The 18144-nt window shown below is 59.2% G+C and carries 14 protein-coding genes; 9 read left to right on the top strand and 5 right to left on the bottom strand.

All coding sequences use genetic code 11. The features are described 5' to 3' along the window. Positions 1-6 precede the first annotated feature (6 nt). The 5 genes from fadA (at position 7) to AC3I0A_RS09985 (ending at position 5295) form a co-directional block, all read left to right on the top strand. Positions 7-1182 carry an acetyl-CoA C-acyltransferase FadA gene (gene fadA / locus AC3I0A_RS09965; protein ID WP_489377551.1) on the top strand — a complete coding sequence of 392 codons (1176 nt, stop codon included), beginning with the start codon at positions 7-9 and terminating at the stop codon, positions 1180-1182. A gap of 88 nt (positions 1183-1270) precedes the next feature. After that, positions 1271-1507: a DUF1653 domain-containing protein gene (locus tag AC3I0A_RS09970; RefSeq protein WP_489377552.1), complete on the top strand. Its 237-nt coding sequence runs from the start codon at positions 1271-1273 to the stop codon at positions 1505-1507. A 114-nt stretch (positions 1508-1621) separates the two neighbouring features. Further along, complete coding sequence (gene topA, locus AC3I0A_RS09975; protein WP_489377553.1) at positions 1622-4249, top strand: type I DNA topoisomerase; 2628 nt, start codon at positions 1622-1624, stop codon at positions 4247-4249. Between the two features lie 140 nt (positions 4250-4389). Next, entirely contained in the window at positions 4390-4911 is a 522-nt protein-coding gene (locus AC3I0A_RS09980; RefSeq protein WP_489377554.1) for a DUF6586 family protein, read from the top strand. Positions 4912-5061: 150 nt separating this feature from the next. Beyond that, positions 5062-5295 carry a hypothetical protein gene (locus tag AC3I0A_RS09985; protein ID WP_489378464.1) on the top strand — a complete coding sequence of 78 codons (234 nt, stop codon included), beginning with the start codon at positions 5062-5064 and terminating at the stop codon, positions 5293-5295. A 91-nt stretch (positions 5296-5386) separates the two neighbouring features. Here AC3I0A_RS09985 and sulA read toward each other — a convergent pair whose 3' ends face one another. Both sulA and lexA read right to left on the bottom strand, forming a co-directional pair. Further along, a complete protein-coding gene (sulA, locus tag AC3I0A_RS09990) occupies positions 5387-5860 on the bottom strand; it encodes an SOS-induced cell division inhibitor SulA (protein ID WP_489377556.1) in 474 nt (157 codons plus the stop codon). Between the two features lie 10 nt (positions 5861-5870). Beyond that, a complete protein-coding gene (lexA, locus tag AC3I0A_RS09995) occupies positions 5871-6482 on the bottom strand; it encodes a transcriptional repressor LexA (protein ID WP_489377557.1) in 612 nt (203 codons plus the stop codon). Positions 6483-6734: 252 nt separating this feature from the next. Between lexA and AC3I0A_RS10000 the strand changes: the two genes are divergently transcribed. From AC3I0A_RS10000 to AC3I0A_RS10010, 3 genes are all read left to right on the top strand, one after another. Then, the gene (locus AC3I0A_RS10000; RefSeq protein WP_489377558.1) at positions 6735-7442 is read left to right on the top strand and encodes a TetR/AcrR family transcriptional regulator; all 708 of its coding nucleotides are present in this window, start codon (positions 6735-6737) and stop codon (positions 7440-7442) included. A 210-nt stretch (positions 7443-7652) separates the two neighbouring features. After that, entirely contained in the window at positions 7653-8651 is a 999-nt protein-coding gene (gene nagZ / locus AC3I0A_RS10005; protein ID WP_489378465.1) for a beta-N-acetylhexosaminidase, read from the top strand. 11 nt (positions 8652-8662) lie between these two features. Beyond that, positions 8663-9400: an S-methyl-5'-thioinosine phosphorylase gene (locus tag AC3I0A_RS10010; protein ID WP_489377559.1), complete on the top strand. Its 738-nt coding sequence runs from the start codon at positions 8663-8665 to the stop codon at positions 9398-9400. Positions 9401-9540: 140 nt separating this feature from the next. Here AC3I0A_RS10010 and AC3I0A_RS10015 read toward each other — a convergent pair whose 3' ends face one another. The 3 genes from AC3I0A_RS10015 to mfd are packed head-to-tail and all read right to left on the bottom strand — an operon-like array spanning position 9541 to position 16266. Further along, complete coding sequence (locus AC3I0A_RS10015; RefSeq protein ID WP_489377560.1) at positions 9541-12231, bottom strand: SNF2-related protein; 2691 nt, start codon at positions 12229-12231, stop codon at positions 9541-9543. Positions 12232-12242: 11 nt separating this feature from the next. Next, entirely contained in the window at positions 12243-12806 is a 564-nt protein-coding gene (locus AC3I0A_RS10020; protein WP_489377562.1) for a CsiV family protein, read from the bottom strand. A gap of 10 nt (positions 12807-12816) precedes the next feature. Beyond that, a complete protein-coding gene (gene mfd, locus AC3I0A_RS10025) occupies positions 12817-16266 on the bottom strand; it encodes a transcription-repair coupling factor (RefSeq protein ID WP_489377563.1) in 3450 nt (1149 codons plus the stop codon). 364 nt (positions 16267-16630) lie between these two features. On the opposite strand from mfd, the gene AC3I0A_RS10030 reads away from it, so the two are divergent. Beyond that, complete coding sequence (locus tag AC3I0A_RS10030) at positions 16631-18094, top strand: glyceraldehyde-3-phosphate dehydrogenase (protein WP_489377564.1); 1464 nt, start codon at positions 16631-16633, stop codon at positions 18092-18094. The last annotated feature ends 50 nt before the right edge of the window (positions 18095-18144 follow it).

Genomic DNA, 18144 nt, shown 5'->3' on the forward strand with positions numbered 1-18144 from the left:
AACTATATGAGCTTGAATCCTAGAGACGTCGTGATTGTCGACTTCGGTCGTACTCCGATGGGCCGCTCCAAGGGCGGCATGCACCGCAACACCCGCGCTGAAGACCTTTCGGCGCACCTGATCAGCAAACTGCTGGAACGCAACGTCAAGGTCGATCCGGCCGAAGTCGAAGACGTGATCTGGGGCTGCGTGAACCAGACCCTGGAGCAGGGCTGGAACATCGCCCGCATGGCGTCCCTGATGACGCAGATCCCGCACACCGCTGCCGGCCAGACCGTCAGCCGTCTGTGTGGCTCGTCGATGAGTGCACTGCACACCGCTGCGCAAGCGATCATGACCGGCAACGGTGACGTGTTCGTGGTGGGCGGCGTCGAGCATATGGGGCACGTGAGCATGATGCACGGTGTCGATCCTAACCCGCACATGTCCCTGTACGCGGCGAAAGCCTCGGGCATGATGGGGCTGACCGCGGAAATGCTCGGCAAGATGCACGGTATCACCCGTGAGCAGCAGGATGCCTTTGGCGTGCGTTCCCACCAGCTCGCCCATAAAGCGACCCTGGAAGGCAAGTTCAAGGACGAAATCATCCCGATTCAGGGTTACGACGAGAACGGTTTCCTGAAACTGTTCGACTACGACGAAACCATCCGTCCGGAAACTACCCTGGAAAGCCTGGCGGCATTGAAGCCGGCGTTCAACCCCAAGGGCGGCACCGTGACAGCCGGTACTTCGTCGCAGATCACCGATGGTGCTTCGTGCATGATCGTGATGTCGGCGCAGCGTGCTCAGGACCTGGGCATCCAGCCAATGGCGGTCATCCGTTCGATGGCAGTGGCAGGTGTGGACCCGGCAATCATGGGCTATGGTCCAGTACCGGCAACACAAAAAGCATTGAAGCGCGCGGGTCTGGGTATTGCTGATATCGACTTCTTCGAACTCAACGAAGCTTTCGCTGCACAGGCGCTGCCAGTGTTGAAAGATTTGAAAGTGCTCGACAAGATGAACGAGAAGGTTAACCTGCACGGCGGCGCGATTGCTCTGGGCCATCCATTCGGTTGCTCCGGTGCGCGTATCTCCGGCACCTTGCTCAATGTGATGAAGCAAAATGGCGGCACCTTCGGTGTGTCCACCATGTGCATTGGCCTCGGCCAGGGCATTGCCACCGTCTTCGAACGCGTTTAAGCGTTTTCGTCGATGGAAGCCGGGGCCTTGTGCCCCGGTTTTTGTTTTTCCGAAGATTTATTTTTTTTATGTGCAGGAGGGCCAGAACATGAATTTACTACCCGGGCTCTATGAGCATTACAAGGGGCCGCAATACCGCGTTTTCGCAGTCGCGCGGCATTCCGAAACTGAAGAAGAAGTGGTGTTCTACCAAGCCCTGTATGGCGATTACGGCTTTTGGGTGCGCCCCTTGAGCATGTTCCTGGAGTCGGTCGAGGTTGACGGCGAACAGGTGCCACGCTTTGCTTTGGTTCAGGCCGAACCAAGCCTTTTTTCCAAGCCATAAGTGCAGGGCGCGCAGAACCCTGCGCTTGACCTCTCCTTGTTGCCACTATATATAGCGGTGCCGCGTCAGGCGCCAACCGCCTTTCACTTCTAGAATTCAGGAATTTTCTGATCCATGGGCAAATCGCTGGTCATTGTGGAATCCCCGGCTAAGGCCAAGACCATCAACAAGTATCTGGGCAACCAATACGTGGTGAAGTCGAGTATCGGCCATATCCGAGACCTGCCCACCAGCGGTTCGGCTAGCGCCAGCAAAGAGCCTGCCGCCAAGCGTGGCAAGGCCGCCGCGGGTGAAGGTCCGGTGCTCACGCCGAAAGAGAAAGCGCGCAAGCAGCTGGTCTCGCGCATGGGGGTCGATCCCGATCATGGCTGGAAAGCCAAGTACGAGATCCTCCCGGGCAAGGAAAAGGTCATCGAAGAGCTGCGCCGGCTCGCCAAGGATGCTGACACCATCTATCTCGCAACCGACTTGGATCGCGAGGGGGAAGCCATTGCCTGGCACCTGCGCGAAGCCATCGGTGGTGACGACAGCCGCTACAAGCGCGTGGTGTTCAACGAAATCACCAAGAAGGCGATTCAGGAAGCCTTCTCCAGGCCGGGCGAGCTGGACATCGATCGGGTCAATGCGCAGCAGGCCCGCCGTTTCCTCGACCGCGTGGTCGGTTATATGGTCTCGCCGCTGTTGTGGTCCAAGATCGCCCGTGGTTTGTCCGCCGGTCGTGTGCAATCGGTAGCGGTGAAGCTGGTGGTCGAGCGTGAGCGCGAGATCCGTGCGTTCAACCCGGAAGAGTACTGGGAAGTCCATGCCGACCTTGGTACCGCCAAGGGCGCCAACGTGCGTTTTGAAGTGGCCCGTGAAAACGGCGAAGCCTTCAAGCCGCTCAATGAAACCCACGCCATGGCCGCACTGGAAAAGCTCAAGGCTTCCAGTTACACCATCGCCAAGCGTGAAGACAAACCGACCAGCAGCAAGCCGTCGGCGCCGTTCATTACTTCCACCCTGCAACAGGCCGGCAGCAACCGCCTGGGCTTCGGCGTGAAGAAAACCATGATGATGGCTCAGCGTCTGTACGAAGCGGGCTACATCACTTACATGCGTACCGACTCGACCAATCTCTCGGCCGATGCCGTGGAAATGGCGCGCACTTACATTGAAGGCGAATTCGGCAGCAAATATTTGCCGGCCGCGCCGAACGTCTACAGCAGCAAGGAAGGTGCGCAAGAGGCTCACGAAGCGATTCGACCTTCGGACGTGAATACCGACCCAAGCAAGCTGGTGGGTATGGAACGTGACGCTGAGCGTCTCTACGAGCTGATCTGGCGCCAATTCGTCGCTTGCCAGATGCTGCCGGCGCAATACCTGTCGACCACTGTCAGCGTCGCCGCCGGGACCTTCGAGCTGCGCGCCAAAGGCCGCATCCTCAAGTTCGACGGCTACACCCGCGTCATGCCGCAAATGACCAGGCCGGGCGACGACGATGTGCTGCCGGACATGGCCCAGGGCGATGTGATGAAGCTGATCAAGCTCGACCCGAGCCAGCATTTCACCAAGCCACCTGCGCGTTACTCCGAAGCGAGCCTGGTCAAGGAAATGGAAAAACGCGGTATCGGTCGTCCTTCGACCTATGCGGCGATCATTTCGACGATCCAGGACCGTGGCTACGTCGCGCTGCACAACCGTCGTTTCTACTCCGAAAAGATGGGCGATATCGTTACCGAACGCCTGTCCGAGAGCTTCTCCAACCTGATGGACTACGGCTTCACCGCCGGCATGGAAGAGAACCTCGATGACGTCGCCCAGGGCGAACGCGACTGGAAAAACGTGCTCGACGAGTTCTACGGCGATTTCAAGAAGAAGCTCGAAGTGGCTGAAGGCGCCGAAAACGGCATGCGTGCCAATGAACCGGTGATGACCGACATCCCGTGCGTCCTGTGCAGCCGGCCGATGCAGATTCGGACCGCCTCGACCGGCGTGTTCCTGGGTTGCTCGGGTTACAGCCTGCCGCCGAAAGAGCGCTGCAAGGCCACCGTCAATCTGGTGCCGGGCGATGAAATCGCTGCGGACGACGAGGGCGAGTCGGAATCCCTGGTACTGCGTGGCAAGCATCGCTGCCCGATCTGCAGCACGGCGATGGACGCTTACCTGCTCGACGAGAAACGTAAACTGCATATCTGCGGTAACAACCCGGATTGCACAGGTTTCGAGATCGAAGAGGGCAGCTACCGGATCAAGGGCTATGAAGGTCCGAGCCTGGAATGTGACAAGTGCGGCAGCGAGATGCAGCTCAAGACCGGCCGTTTCGGCAAGTTCTTCGGTTGCACCAACGCGACCTGCAAGAACACCCGCAAACTGCTGAAAAGCGGTGACGCGGCGCCGCCGAAGATGGATCCGGTGAAGATGCCCGAACTCAAGTGCGATAAGGTCAACGACACTTACATCCTGCGTGACGGTGCTTCCGGCCTGTTCCTGGCGGCGAGTCAGTTCCCGAAAAACCGTGAGACCCGTGCTCCGCTGGTGATCGAGATCGTGCCGCACAAGGACGAGATCGATCCTAAGTATCACTTCCTCTGCGAAGCGCCGAAGAAGGATCCGGACGGCCTGCCTGCCGTGATCCGTTACAGCCGCAAGACCAAAGAGCAGTACGTGCAGACTGAGGTTGACGGTAAACCGACTGGCTGGAAGGCGTATTACGACGGCGGCAAGTGGACGGTTGAAGACAAGCGTCCATCAGCCAAGGCTTAAAAGGCGCTGTACACAAAAGGCCGCATGACAACCCTCGGGTTTTCATGCGGTCTTTTGTTTTGTGCTTGCGGTCCGCGCGGGTGATCCATGACACTGTCTGACCTGCGTGAAGCAATTATTTCGTTGTGGAGGCTGCCGTCATGGCCCACGAACTCTATACCCGTACCAATCAGAAAATTTATTTCGCCGGTCTTTCATTGGAGGCGCTGGCCAGATCCGAAGAGGGACGAGCGATCAACTCCCAGGCGCTGGTTCAGGCAGGGCGCGAATCGGTGTTGTTCCACCTGTACGGTGCGTTGCTTGGGTTGTGTCATGAGATTGCCGGCTTTTACCGTCTGCCTCAGGCCAATGCGCCGCGAGTGGAAATGCTGCTGACTCGCGAAGTGCTCGAAACCCTGCAAATCCCTGAGCTGGCAGAGTTGGTGGAATTGGCGCAAAACCCTGAAACCTGGCTGGCGAAGCTGCTGGCAGCGCATGCTGCGCTGTTTCAGCCGCCACGAGCGCCGCATAAACCCAAGGGCGATGTGACGCAGCCGTTGATCGTTGCGGTCAACCTCGATGAGGAGGTGGAGCCAGAGTTGGGTCGGGAAGAATTGGAGAGCTGGCGTCAAAACCTGAAAGAGCTGGCGATTCGGTTTCGGGATGGTCTTAACGAGTGTTGAGGGATTAATTCAGGAGCGCGCTTTTATGCGCTCTCCGAGCGTTGCGAAGGGATCGCGGTTCATCAAAACGTAAAGAAAGCTGTTCAGATCCTCAGCGAGGCCGCGCAGATGACTGATACAATGCCGGCCTTTCGTGGAGAACAGACCTTTATGCCAACGTCCTTTCTAGAAATTGTTGAGTTGCCTGACGGCCGTATCGAGCTGCGCAGGGCTGAGGACGAGGGTTCTCTGGTTACTTTGGATTTTTCCGAAGATGCCAAAGCGTTTCTGCAGGGTCAGCACGTTGAAGTCGCCAAGGCCATGTTGAGCGTCGGTGTGCAGATGGCTGGACGTCTGGTTGAAGGCGAATTCGAGAAAGAAGACGGGCCGCGGATTCTTCACTGAGACCGTTTGTCGGTTTCTTTGGTGTGCTTCAGATCGGCTTCTCTATTCTCGAGAAGCCTCGTGTCATTCAAAATCTTTGCTGTCCTGTCGGTCAACCCAGACGAATGTTCAGACTTTGCGCGTCCCCTGTACGGGCAGCGCTGATCAACTGTGCCCGCGCGTTGGAACTCAGCGGGTTGAGCCAGCTGACAACGGTGTGGCTACGGCCCAGGCGCAATGCCTCGCATGTCAGTTGCTGAGCGCTTTGCGTGCCGCGCGGTTGCAGGAGCAAAATCCGCTCGCGGTTCAATCCGGCGTCTCGCAGCCAGGCCTGGGTCAGGCTCGATGGCGGGGCAATCAGAGTCAACCAGCGAGCATCCTGGTCCTGGCTCAGCTCTCTGAGAATGGGGGCCAGCAGGTTCAGGCAGTTCCCGGCTGCACCGCGTAACGACAGTTCACTGAAAGCTTCGGGCTCGGCGCTCCAGGGCGACTCGACCACCTCTTTGAGAATCGGGGCGAGCGGCTGGGCCATAAATGCCTCGAACAGTGGCAGTTGTGCATGCTGTGGTGTGTGAGGGAACTGCATAAAGCCTCCTTTAGCGGCGAATGACGCCGACACTCAAGCCTTCGATCACCAGATCCTGATCTTTCAGGTTCACTTCGATAGGGGCAAACTCAGGGTTTTCGGCTATCAGCCAGACTTTGCTGCCTTCACGCTTGAAGCGCTTCACGGTGACTTCATCACCGATCCGTGCGACCACGATCTGACCATTACGAGCTTCGCGAGTGGTATGTACAGCGAGCAGGTCGCCGTCGAAAATACCGACGTCTTTCATGCTCATGCCGTGCACACGTAACAGATAGTCGGCGCGAGGATGGAAGAAGGCAGGGTTGATGTTGCAGGATTCTTCGATGTGCTGCTGAGCGAGAATGGGTGCGCCGGCGGCAACCCGGCCGATGATCGGCAGGGAGGTGTCATCGGCGCCCTTGGCTTCGAAGCCGGGAATGCGAATTCCGCGAGAAGCGCCTGGCGTCATCTCGATTGCGCCCTTGCGGGCCAGCGCCTTGAGGTGTTCTTCAGCGGCGTTGGGTGATTTGAAACCCAGTTCCTGAGCGATTTCCGCGCGGGTTGGCGGGTAGCCGTTGTCTTCGAGGCAACGTTTGATAAAAGCCAGAATCTCAGCTTGGCGTGGCGTCAGTTTTAGCATTTCGATCGCTCTGTCTTTTTATACAGTGACTGGGATTATATACAGTGAATGGTTCTTGGCAATCCTCCTTTTTATTCAGTCCGCTGGACGGTCGAAATGCAGGTGATCGAGCCATGAGCCACAGAACTGACTACACAGTCAGCCTTGTGTGATTAAATAGGTGACTGACCGGCCGGAAAACGGCCAGGCAGGCTTGACAAGGTAAAGTCTGAAACGTATGTTTCAAACAAGTGTTTGTCAGGCGGAGTAGTCATGGCACAGTCGGAAACCGTTGAACGTATTCTTGATGCTGCCGAGCAGTTGTTCGCGGAAAAAGGGTTTGCCGAAACCTCATTGCGGCTGATCACCAGCAAGGCTGGAGTCAATCTGGCGGCGGTGAACTATCATTTCGGTTCGAAAAAAGCGCTGATTCAGGCAGTTTTCTCGCGTTTCCTCGGACCGTTCTGCATCAGTCTCGATCGCGAGCTCGAGCGACGTCAGTCCAGGCCCGATAACAAGCCGAGCCTGGAAGAGCTGCTGGAAATCCTCGTCGAGCAAGCGCTCGTGGTGCAGCCACGCAGTGGCAACGACCTCTCTATTTTCATGCGTTTGCTGGGGCTGGCCTTTAGTCAGAGCCAGGGGCATTTGCGTCGCTATCTGGAAGACATGTACGGCAAGGTGTTCCGCCGCTACATGCTGCTGGTCAACGATGCGGCGCCGCGCATTCCGCCTATCGAGCTGTTCTGGCGCGTGCACTTCATGCTGGGTGCGGCAGCGTTCAGCATGTCGGGTATCAAAGCCCTGCGGGCGATTGCCGAGACCGATTTCGGGGTCAATACCTCGATTGAGCAGGTCATGCGCTTGATGGTGCCGTTCCTGGCGGCCGGGATGCGCGCCGAAACCGGCGTCACCGATGATGGCATGGCCAGCGCACAGCTGAGACCGCGTAGTAAATCGACCCCCGCGGTCGCCAAGGTTTAACCGCACACGGGTGGGCGCGGCTGCTGACATCCGCTAAGCTAGCCGCCCATGCCGACTCCAGTTTCAGATCCGCTCCCGATCCCCTTCACCGACCCTCTTTTGCTTAGGCTTTGCCGAGGGCGATCGGGTCGTGCGTCGGTGCCGGGCCGGACTCATCGTCGATGTGCCGTGCGCGCATCCCGTTATTAAGGAATTTCTATGACAACTGGCCTGCAAGGCTCCTTGATGGTGGACGTCGCCGGTACCTGGCTGACGGCTGAAGATCGCCAATTGTTGCGTCAACCTGAAGTGGGCGGCCTGATCATTTTTGCGCGCAATATCGAGCATCCGCGCCAGGTGCGTGAGTTGAGCGCGTCGATCCGTGCCGTGCGTCCGGATCTGCTGTTGGCGGTAGACCAGGAAGGCGGTCGGGTACAGCGGCTGCGCCAGGGCTTTGTGCGTTTGCCGGCGATGCGGGCGATTGCCGATAACCCCAATGCCGAGTATCTGGCCGAGCAATGTGGCTGGATCATGGCAACGCAAGTGCTGGCGGTCGGCCTCGACTTGAGCTTCGCGCCGGTGCTGGATCTGGACCATCAGCGCAGTGCCGTCGTCGGCAGTCGTGCATTCGAAGGCAACCCGGAGCGCGCCGCTTTACTGGCGGGTGCCTTCATTCGCGGCATGAACAGCGCCGGGATGGCCGCCACTGGCAAACACTTTCCCGGTCATGGCTGGGCAGAGGCGGATTCCCATGTGGCGATTCCCACCGATGAACGCAGCCTGGAGGACATTCGCGCCAATGACCTGCTGCCGTTTGCCCGTTTGAGCAAGCAGCTGGCGGCGGTGATGCCGGCCCACGTCATCTACCCGCAAGTCGATTCGCAGCCGGCTGGCTTCTCTCGCCGCTGGTTGCAGGACATCCTGCGCGGCGAATTACAATTTGACGGCGTCATTTTCAGTGACGACCTGTCCATGGCCGGCGCCCACGTGGTCGGTGATGCCGCGAGTCGAATCGAGGCGGCGTTGTCGGCCGGTTGCGACATGGGCCTGGTGTGCAACGATCGTGCGGCTGCCGAGCTGGCCTTGAGCGCCGCCCAGCGCTTGAAGGTCAAGCCGTCGGCGCGTATTGCGCAGATGCGCAGCAAAGCCTTTGCCAGTACCGAATACCGCCAGGACCCACGCTGGCTGGCAGCCCTTGGCGCGCTCAAAGACGCCCAACTGATTGATTAAGGACTTTTGCAATGACGGTTTACGCGATTATCGGTGGCACGGGTCTGACTCAGCTCGAAGGCTTGAGCATTCGCCAGTCGTTGCCGCTGGATACGCCCTACGGGACGCCTTCGGCTGACATCCAGTTCGGCGAATACGCCGGGCGTGAAGTGCTGTTTCTGGCGCGCCACGGCCATCCCCACCGTTTCCCACCGCATCAGGTGAACTACCGGGCCAACCTCTGGGCGCTGAAGCAGGCGGGTGCCGAGGCGATTCTGGCGGTCAACGCCGTGGGCGGGATTCATGCGGCGATGGGCACCGGGCATTTCTGTGTACCTCACCAGTTGATCGACTACACCAGCGGTCGCGAGCACACCTACTTTGCCGATGATCTGGAGCAGGTCACTCATATCGACTTCAGCTATCCCTACAGCGAACCACTGCGTGAGCGACTGATTGCCGCTCTGGCGGCTGAAGGCTGCGCCTATAGCAGTCATGGCGTGTATGCCTGCACCCAGGGGCCGCGCCTGGAAACCGTGGCCGAGATCGCCCGTCTGGAGCGCGATGGTTGCGATATCGTCGGCATGACCGGCATGCCGGAAGCCGCTTTGGCCCGCGAGCTGGATCTGGCTTATGCCTGTCTGGCGCTGGTGGTGAACCCGGCGGCGGGCAAGTCCACCGCAGTGATCACCATGGCCGAGATCGAGCAGGCGTTGCATGACGGGATGGGCAAGGTTAAATCGACCTTGGCGCGGGTGTTGGCGGGCTGAGCTGTACCTGATACACCGCAGCGCTTCCTTCGCGGGCAAGCCCGCTCCCACAGGTGATTAGTCGCTCATAGAACTTGAGTCGAGCCATATCTTGTGGGAGCGGGCTTGCCCGCGAAAGCGATGTGTCAGGCGCCGCTGGTTCAGCGCTTTTCCAGTTTATTAGGCAACGGCGCAAACAACGCTTCGATATCCTCGCTCTGCAACTTCCAGTCCCCGGTCTTGCGTCCGTCCAGCACGCCCGCCGCCAGGTCGGACTTTTCCTTCTGTAGATGCTGAATTTTCTCTTCGACGGTTCCGCGAGCAATCATCTTGTAGACGAACACCGGCTTCTCCTGGCCGATGCGATAGGCGCGGTCGGTGGCCTGGTTTTCGGTGGCCGGGTTCCACCACGGGTCGTAATGGATGACGGTGTCGGCTTCGGTCAGGTTCAAACCCACGCCGCCGGCTTTCAGGCTGATCAGGAAAATTTGCAGCTTGCCGCTCTGGAATTCCTTCACCGGCGTGCGTCGATCCCGGGTTTGCCCGGTCAACAGCGCGTAAGCGACGCCGCGGCGTTGCAGTTCGGCTTCGATCAGGGCCAGCATCGAGGTGAATTGGGAGAACAGCAGAATTCTGCGTCCTTCTTCAAAAAGCTCCTCGAGCATTTCCATCAGGCTGTCGAGTTTGCCGGACGAGCTGCCGCGGGCCGGTGGCGCATCGTTGACCAGGCGCAAGTCGCAGCAGACCTGACGCAGCTTGAGTAGCGCTTCCAGAATGATGATCTGACTGCGGGCAACGCCTTTTCGGGTGATCTCGTCGCGGACTTTCTTGTCCATGGCCAGGCGCATGGTTTCATAAACGTCACGCTGCGCCTCGTTGAGTTCGACCCAGTGAATGATCTCGGTTTTCGGCGGCAGTTCGGTGGCAACCTGTTCTTTGGTCCGGCGCAACAGAAAAGGCTTGATCCGGCCATTGAGGTGCTGCAGTCGTACTTCGCTGGCGCGCTTTTCGATCGGCACGCGGTAATCGCGATTGAAGGTTTTCACGTCCCCCAGCCAGCCGGGCAGCAGGAAGTGAAACAACGACCAGAGTTCGCCCAGATGATTTTCCAGTGGCGTACCGCTCAAGCACAGGCGTTGCCGGGCATTGAGCGCGCGTGCGGCATGGGCCGCCTTGCTGTTGGGGTTCTTGATGTATTGCGCTTCATCGAGGATCAGCACGTGCAACGGCAGGGCGGCGAGACGCTCGACGTCCTTGGGCAGTAGCGCGTAGGTGGTCAGGATCAGGTCGTAGTCGGTCAACTCGTCGAAATATTTTTTGCGGCCGATGCCGTACAGCGCCAGCACCTTGAGTTGTGGCGTGAAGTGCGCCGCCTCATCCAGCCAGTTGGGGATCAGGCTGGTGGGCATCACCACCATGCACGGCCGGTCCAGGCGTCCGGCATTCTTCTCGCTCAGCACGTGGGCCAGGGTTTGCAGGGTCTTGCCCAGCCCCATGTCGTCTGCGAGGATCCCGCCAACTTCCAGTTGCCGCAGCGATTGCATCCAGCTCAAACCTTCGAGCTGATAAGGCCGCAGCGTGGCGTTCAGGTCGTCGGGCGCGGTGGTGGAGTAGTCTTTGATATCCCGCAGACGCTGGGCGAAGGTACGGATATGTTCGCCACCTTCCCAAAGCAACGGCAAATCTTCCAGCGGATTGAGGCGCGTGGCATCGGCGCTGCTCAAGCGCAGGGTGGTGGTGCCGGGTTCTTGCAGATAGAACTCACCGAGGGTCGCCAACACCGGCTTCAAGCGACCGAACGGCAGGGCAACCTGCAACGGGCCGTGATCGGAGTTGGGGCGGTTGGGGATGTTGACCAGGATCAGCTCGTCGTCGCGGCGTCTGGCGAGGCGTTCCGGGTTGAGCAGTTCGGTGTGCGAGCGCATCAGATTGAGCAGGATCGGCAGCAGGCTCAGCCGTTCGCCATTGACGATAATCCCCAGTTCAAGGTCGAACCAGTCCCGCTCGGGGGCTTCTTCGACGGTGGCGTACCAGTCATCGACGGCCGTCAGGTCGAAACCGAAGTCTTCATCGATCTGCAGTTCCCAGCCTTGCTCGCGCAGCTTTGGCAACTCATTGAGGGTGAAGGTCAGCCAGGCGCTGTCGTTGACCATCTCGAACAGCTCGCCGGCGCTTTCCGGCAGTGCCTTGCTTTGCCGGGTCGCGATCTTGAAGCCAAGAATTCGAAGCTGTTCGCGCCAGGTTTGTTCGATTTCGGGATGGCGCTTGATTCGCAGTGTTTGCTGTTCCTGACGAATCAGGATGTCAGCATTCTTTTGCCCGCTGACGTATTCATCCAGGTAGTTGAAAGAGAGGGCGGCACGATGCTGGATGTAGCGTTGCATTTTGCCGTTGCGCGGTTCGAAGGCGCTGAACTCGATGCTCGCCAGCCACAGGCGCGGAACCGGTTGCACGTGGTCCACCAGCAGTTGCGGCAAAGGGGCCGGGCTACGGTTTTCCAGAACGGCTTGAAGCTTTTCCAGCAGTTCGGCATCTTTCGTGGCCGCCGGGTAAGCGAGGGTTTCCTGCACTTGCAGCAACACCGCCGCGCAGTGTTTGCAGTTGCTGCGCACCGGACAAGAGCAGGTGGCATCGACCATCAGCAAGGTGCCTTTGGCTGACTCACGCAAGCGAATGGTCTGACGATAAACGTTGCCACCCGAGCCTTCGCAACTGGCGGTGATCGTACTGTCACCGGCCTGGACGATCCTGACGCGATTTTCCAGGGCGTAGCGGCGGCCACGCTCCAGGCTTTGTTCTTTGAATCGACTGACCCAGGAAGGTGCCAGAGGTTTGGTCAGGGTCGGGGGCATAGGGACTTCAGTCAGTCCGGAATTTCAAGTGGGATTTGCGGTGCCGCAGGCGCTGAAAGCGAGGTGATCTTGATCAGCAGGCCCAGATGACCATTATCAAGAAAGTTTAGCTGGCCATTTTTTGTGTGGCTGCTCTGCTTCAGTTGTTCGCTGGCAGTCACCAGGCCGTTGCTGTCGATCCGGTTGACCCAGAACTCTGCATCGACGTCAGTGAAACGCCCGAGTTTCAGGTTGAGCGTGCCCTCGATCGGAAACTGGCCGTACTGTTCCTGGCCGTCGCTGATCGCGACTTTGCCCGGCTCCTCACTCAGGTTTTGCTGCCAGGCCTTGTGCAGCAGTACGGTGTAGTTGCTGCTTTCAGCGAGCTTGGCCACTTCGGCATTGAGGCTTGGTGTGCGTTCGTCCTGCGCGTTGATGCGCTGGGCACCGGCGGCCCAGTCTTCCGGTGCAGCGCCGCCGACGATCGCCGGTACGGCGTTCTGGCGGACGAGGATCATTTCAACCTGATACAGGTCGGCAAATGCCGTGGGTGCTATCAGTGTCAGAAGCAGGGTCGTTAAGCGAAACAGGCGCATGTGGCGTCCTTCAAGCAGTTTTCGGAATGAGGCGCTCGAACAGTGCCTCCAATGTGTTGAAGCGCTCTTCCGGGCGCTCCATCGGCACCATGAATTTGAACATCGTAGCGCCTTCGAATTTGTAGCGGTTGGGCTGGCCCTGGATCAGTTTGATCAGCACCAGTGGATCGACCGGGGTTTGCGTCTCGAACTCGATGCGACCGCCCTGCGGGCCGCCGTCGACCTTTTTGATGCCGAGCTGTTCGGCCTGCAATTTCAGCAGGGTCAGGCGCACCAGGTTCTTGGTCGGTTCCGGTAGCAGGCCGAAGCGGTCGATCATTTCCACTTGCAGATCTTTCAGGCCTTCCTCGTCGGTGGCTGAGGCGATGCGCTTGTAGAGAATCAGCCGGGCGTGGACGTCGGGCAGATAATCTTCGGGAATCAATGCCGGCAAACGCAGGTTGATTTCCGGACCACCGCCCAGCGGTTGATCGAGGTTCGGTTGCTCGCCCTTGCGGATGGCTTTTACCGCGCGCTCGAGCATTTCCATATAGAGGGTAAAGCCAACGGCCTGAATCTGCCCGCTTTGGCCATCGCCGAGCAATTCACCGGCACCGCGAATTTCCAGGTCGTTGGTGGCAAGCACGAAGCCTGCGCCGAGGTCCTGGGTGTTGGCGATGGCTTCCAGGCGCTTTTCCGCGTCTGGCGTGATCTGTTGGCGCGGCGGCGTCAGCAGGTAGGCGTAAGCCTGGTGGTGACTACGACCGACCCGGCCGCGCAACTGGTGTAGCTGCGCAAGACCGAACTTGTCGGCCCGCTCGATGATGATGGTGTTGGCGCTCGGTACGTCGATGCCGGTCTCGATGATGGTCGAGGCGATCAGGACGTTGAAGCGCTTGTGATAGAAGTCGCTCATCACTTGTTCGAGTTCGCGCTCGCGCATCTGCCCGTGGCCGATGCCGATTCGTGCTTCCGGCACCAGTTCGGCGAGGTCGGCGGCGCATTTCTCGATGGTCTTCACATCGTTGTGCAGGTAATACACCTGGCCGCCGCGCAACAGTTCGCGGAGCAGGGCCTCTTTGACCGTGCTCTTGTTCTGCTCCATGACGAAGGTCCGTACGGACAAACGACGGGCCGGCGGTGTAGCGATGATCGACAAATCGCGCATGCCCGAGACCGCCATGTTCAGCGTGCGCGGAATCGGCGTGGCGGTCAGGGTGAGGATGTCGATTTCACTGCGCAACGCCTTGAGCTGCTCTTTCTGACGAACACCGAAACGGTGCTCTTCGTCGATGATCACCAGGCCCAGGTTTTTGATTTTCACATCGTCTTGCAGCAGTTTGTGAGTGCCGATGACGATGTCGATCTTGCCCTCGGCCAGATCAGCGACTGCCGCGTTGATTTCCTTGGTCGACTTGAACCGGCTCATCACTTCCACGCTCACCGGCCAGTCGGCGAAACGGTCGCGGAAACTGTTGTAGTGCTGCTGAGCGAGCAGGGTGGTCGGCACCAGAATCGCCACCTGACGACCGCCATGCACGGCGATGAATGCTGCGCGCATCGCCACTTCGGTCTTGCCGAAGCCCACGTCGCCGCAGACCAGGCGATCCATGGGTTTGGGCGCGAGCATATCGGCGCGTACCGCGTCGATGGTGGTTTGCTGGTCCAGGGTTTCTTCGAACGGGAAGCCGGCGCTGAAGGTAACGTAATCGGCTTTCGGGTCGGCGAAAGCGTAACCCTCGCGAGCCGCGCGGCGGGCGTAGATGTCCAGCAGTTCGGCAGCCACGTCGCGTACTTGTTCGGCGGCTTTGCGTTTGGCTTTTTGCCAGGTTTCCGAGCCCAGACGGTGCAACGGGGCCAAGGCATCGTCGCTGCCGGTGTAACGGGCGATCAAATGCAGGTTGGCCACCGGCACGTAGAGCTTGGCGCCCTCGGCATAGGCGAGGGTGAGGAATTCGGCGGCCTGGTTATCGATTTCCAGTGTCGCGAGGCCCAGGTAGCGGCCGACGCCATGATCGATGTGCACCACTGGCGCACCTTCGCGCAGCTCGGTGAGGTTCTTGATCACCGCATCGTTGTTGGCGTCGGCGCGTTTTTCGCGGCGCCGACGCTGCATCACGCGCTGGCCGAACAGCGGGCTTTCGGCAATCAGCGCCAGTGATGGATCATCCAGCACCAGGCCTTCGTCCAGCGGTGCGATGGTGATCGCCAAACGATGTTTGCTGGCGACAAAGTCCGGCCAGCTGTCGACGTTTTTCGGCCGCAGCTTCAGGCGTTCAAGCAGTTCCAGCAGCACTTCGCGGCGACCGGCAGACTCGGCGGTAAACAGTACGCGACCGGGAAACTCATCAAGGAAACCGGCCAGTGCCGCCATTGGCTGAGTGGCCTTGGCTTCGATGGCCAGATTGGGCAATGGCTGGGCCGGGAAGCGCTCGCGGCCGACCCCGGTGTCGGTGTCCTGCTGGCTGACGACCACTCGCGGCCAGTTTTTCAGGCGCGCAAAGCAGTCTTCCACCGGCAGGAACAGCTCGGCCGGCGGCAGCAATGGACGAGCGGGATCGACGCGGCGCTCTTCGTAGCGGTTGCGCACATCGTTCCAGAAGTTCTCGGCGGCCTGTTCGATGCCTGGCAGGGAAAACACCTGGGTGTCCTGGGGCAAATAGTCGAACAGGGTCGAGGTTTCGTCGAAGAACAGCGGCAGGTAGTACTCGATACCGGCCGGGGTGATCCCGCTGCTCAGGTCCTGAAAGATCGGGCAGCGACGGAAGTCGACATCGAAACGCTCACGAAAGCGCGCCTTGAAGCGCGTGACCGCATCCTTTTGCAGCGGGAATTCCCGCGCTGGCAGCAACCGCACCGATTCGACCTTGTCGATGGAGCGTTGGTTTTCCGGATCGAAGGTACGCAGGGTTTCGATTTCGTCATCGAACAGGTCGATGCGGTAGGGCAGTTTGCTGCCCATCGGGAACAAATCGATCAGTGCGCCACGGACCGCGAACTCGCCGTGCTCGTACACCGTGTCGACGCAGCGGTAGCCACTGGCTTCCAGTCGCGTACGCATCTGCTCGACATCGAGCTTCTGGCCGATGTCCAGCACCAGGCTGCTGCCGAGCAGAAATTTGGTCGGCGCCAGGCGATGTAGGGCGGTAGTGATCGGCACTACCAAAACGCCATGACTGAGCTCCGGCAACCGATAAAGGCTGGCGATGCGCTGGGAAATGATGTCCTGATGGGGCGAAAACAGATCGTAAGGCAGGGTTTCCCAGTCCGGAAAATGCAGGACCGGCAAATCGGGCGCGAAGAAACTCAGCTCCTGTTCCAGCCGTTCGGCACTCTGGCTGTCGGCGGTCAGTAGCAGGGTGAAGCGCTTGGCAGCGCTGGCAGCCTCGGCAATGGCCAGGCTCTGGGCGGCACCGGGCAGGTTGCCCCAATGCTGTTTACCTGCGGCAGCAGGGAGTAGCGGTAGACGCAGAACGGGCACGGAAGGTTGAGCTCCAAGCGTTGCGACAAAGTCGGTAATTGTAGCGGCCTCCGGTGCCGGCTGTCAGTTGCAGATGTGTCTATTACGCGGGTTGGGCGAAATGTAGTTGTAATCACAAAATCGGGTCGTTTTTTAGTGAGAATTACCAATTATGTAGTGGCAAAACGAACCAGTGTTACGGATGGTTACGGACAATGCAGCGCTGTCCCCGAAAAACTGACGAAGCTGGAGGCCCCGGTTTTATTGGGCTTCAGCGCGGCGTAATTTTTTTGAAGGGGATTTTGTTACGGGCCGCGCGACAGGCGCGCATTGCTACGGGAGGCACTCGGCGGCATAATGTAGCCCCTTTTTTCTGCCCCTACATATGTGGAAGGTTCCCGTGACTCAGAAGCCCGACCAGTGTCTTGGTGAATGGATCGACCGTGAAGCACTCGCAGAAGCGATGATTCCGCTTATCGGTCAGCTCTACCGCAACAACAACGTGGTGAGCTCGATCTATGGCCGCAGCCTGATCAACCGTTCAGTCATCGCGATTCTCAAAGCCCACCGCTTTGCTCGCCATCGCCAGTCCGACGACAGTGAGCTGTCCGTCCACGAAACTTTCCCGCTGCTCAAAGCGATGAGCGAGCTCAAGCTCGGCGCCGCTTCGGTCGATCTGGGCAAGCTGGCCGTCAAGTTCAAGACTGAAGGCAATGACCGTACCGCCGAGCAGTTCGTCCGTGACGAACTGGCCGATGTGGTTGGCAAGCAAAATGGTTCCGGACGTACCGGCACCGACGTTGTGTTGTACGGCTTCGGTCGTATCGGCCGTCTGCTGGCGCGCATCCTGATCGAAAAAACCGGTGGTGGCGACGGCTTGCGTCTGCGCGCCATCGTTGTCCGCAAGGGCGCCGACAACGATCTGGTCAAACGTGCCAGCCTGTTGCGTCGTGACTCGGTTCATGGCCCGTTCGATGGCACCATCACTATTGATGAAGCCAACAACACCATTACCGCCAACGGCAACCTGATCCAGGTGATCTACGCGAAGAACCCTACTGAAGTGGATTACACCCAGTACGGCATCAAGAACGCGTTGCTGGTAGACAATACCGGTGTATGGCGTGACGCCGAAGGCCTGGGTCAGCACCTGTCCTGCCCGGGTATCGACCGCGTTGTTCTGACCGCGCCTGGCAAAGGCAAGCTGAAGAACATCGTGCACGGTATCAACCACGGTGAAATCACCGCTGACGACAAGATCGTTTCCGCGGCTTCCTGCACCACCAACGCCATCGTGCCGGTGCTCAAGGCAGTCAACGACAAGTTCGGTATCGTCAACGGTCACGTTGAAACCGTTCACTCGTACACCAACGACCAGAACCTGATCGACAACTTCCACAAAGGCGATCGCCGTGGTCGTAGCGCCGCGTTGAACATGGTTATCACCGAGACCGGTGCTGCCACCGCTGCTGCCAAGGCGCTGCCTGAGCTGGCTGGCAAGTTGACCGGTAACGCGATCCGCGTTCCAACGCCAAACGTGTCGATGGCCATTCTCAATCTCAACCTTGAGAAAGCCGCCACCCGCGAAGAGATGAACGAGTACCTGCGCTACATGGCGCTGCACTCCGATCTGCATAAGCAAATCGACTACGTCAACTCGCAGGAAGTGGTTTCCACTGACTTCGTTGGCTCGCGCCACGCCGGCGTGGTGGATGCTGAAGCGACCATCTGCCAAGACAACCGCGTTGTTCTGTACGTTTGGTACGACAACGAATTCGGTTACAGCTGCCAGGTAGTTCGCGTGATGGAAGACATGGCCGGGGTAAACCCGCCAGCGTTCCCGCACTAAGCGAGCGCACATGAAAACGCCCCGACTTGTCGGGGCGTTTTTGTTTGGTG

It is taken from the genome of Pseudomonas sp. KH_024_B2, from assembly GCF_057839965.1.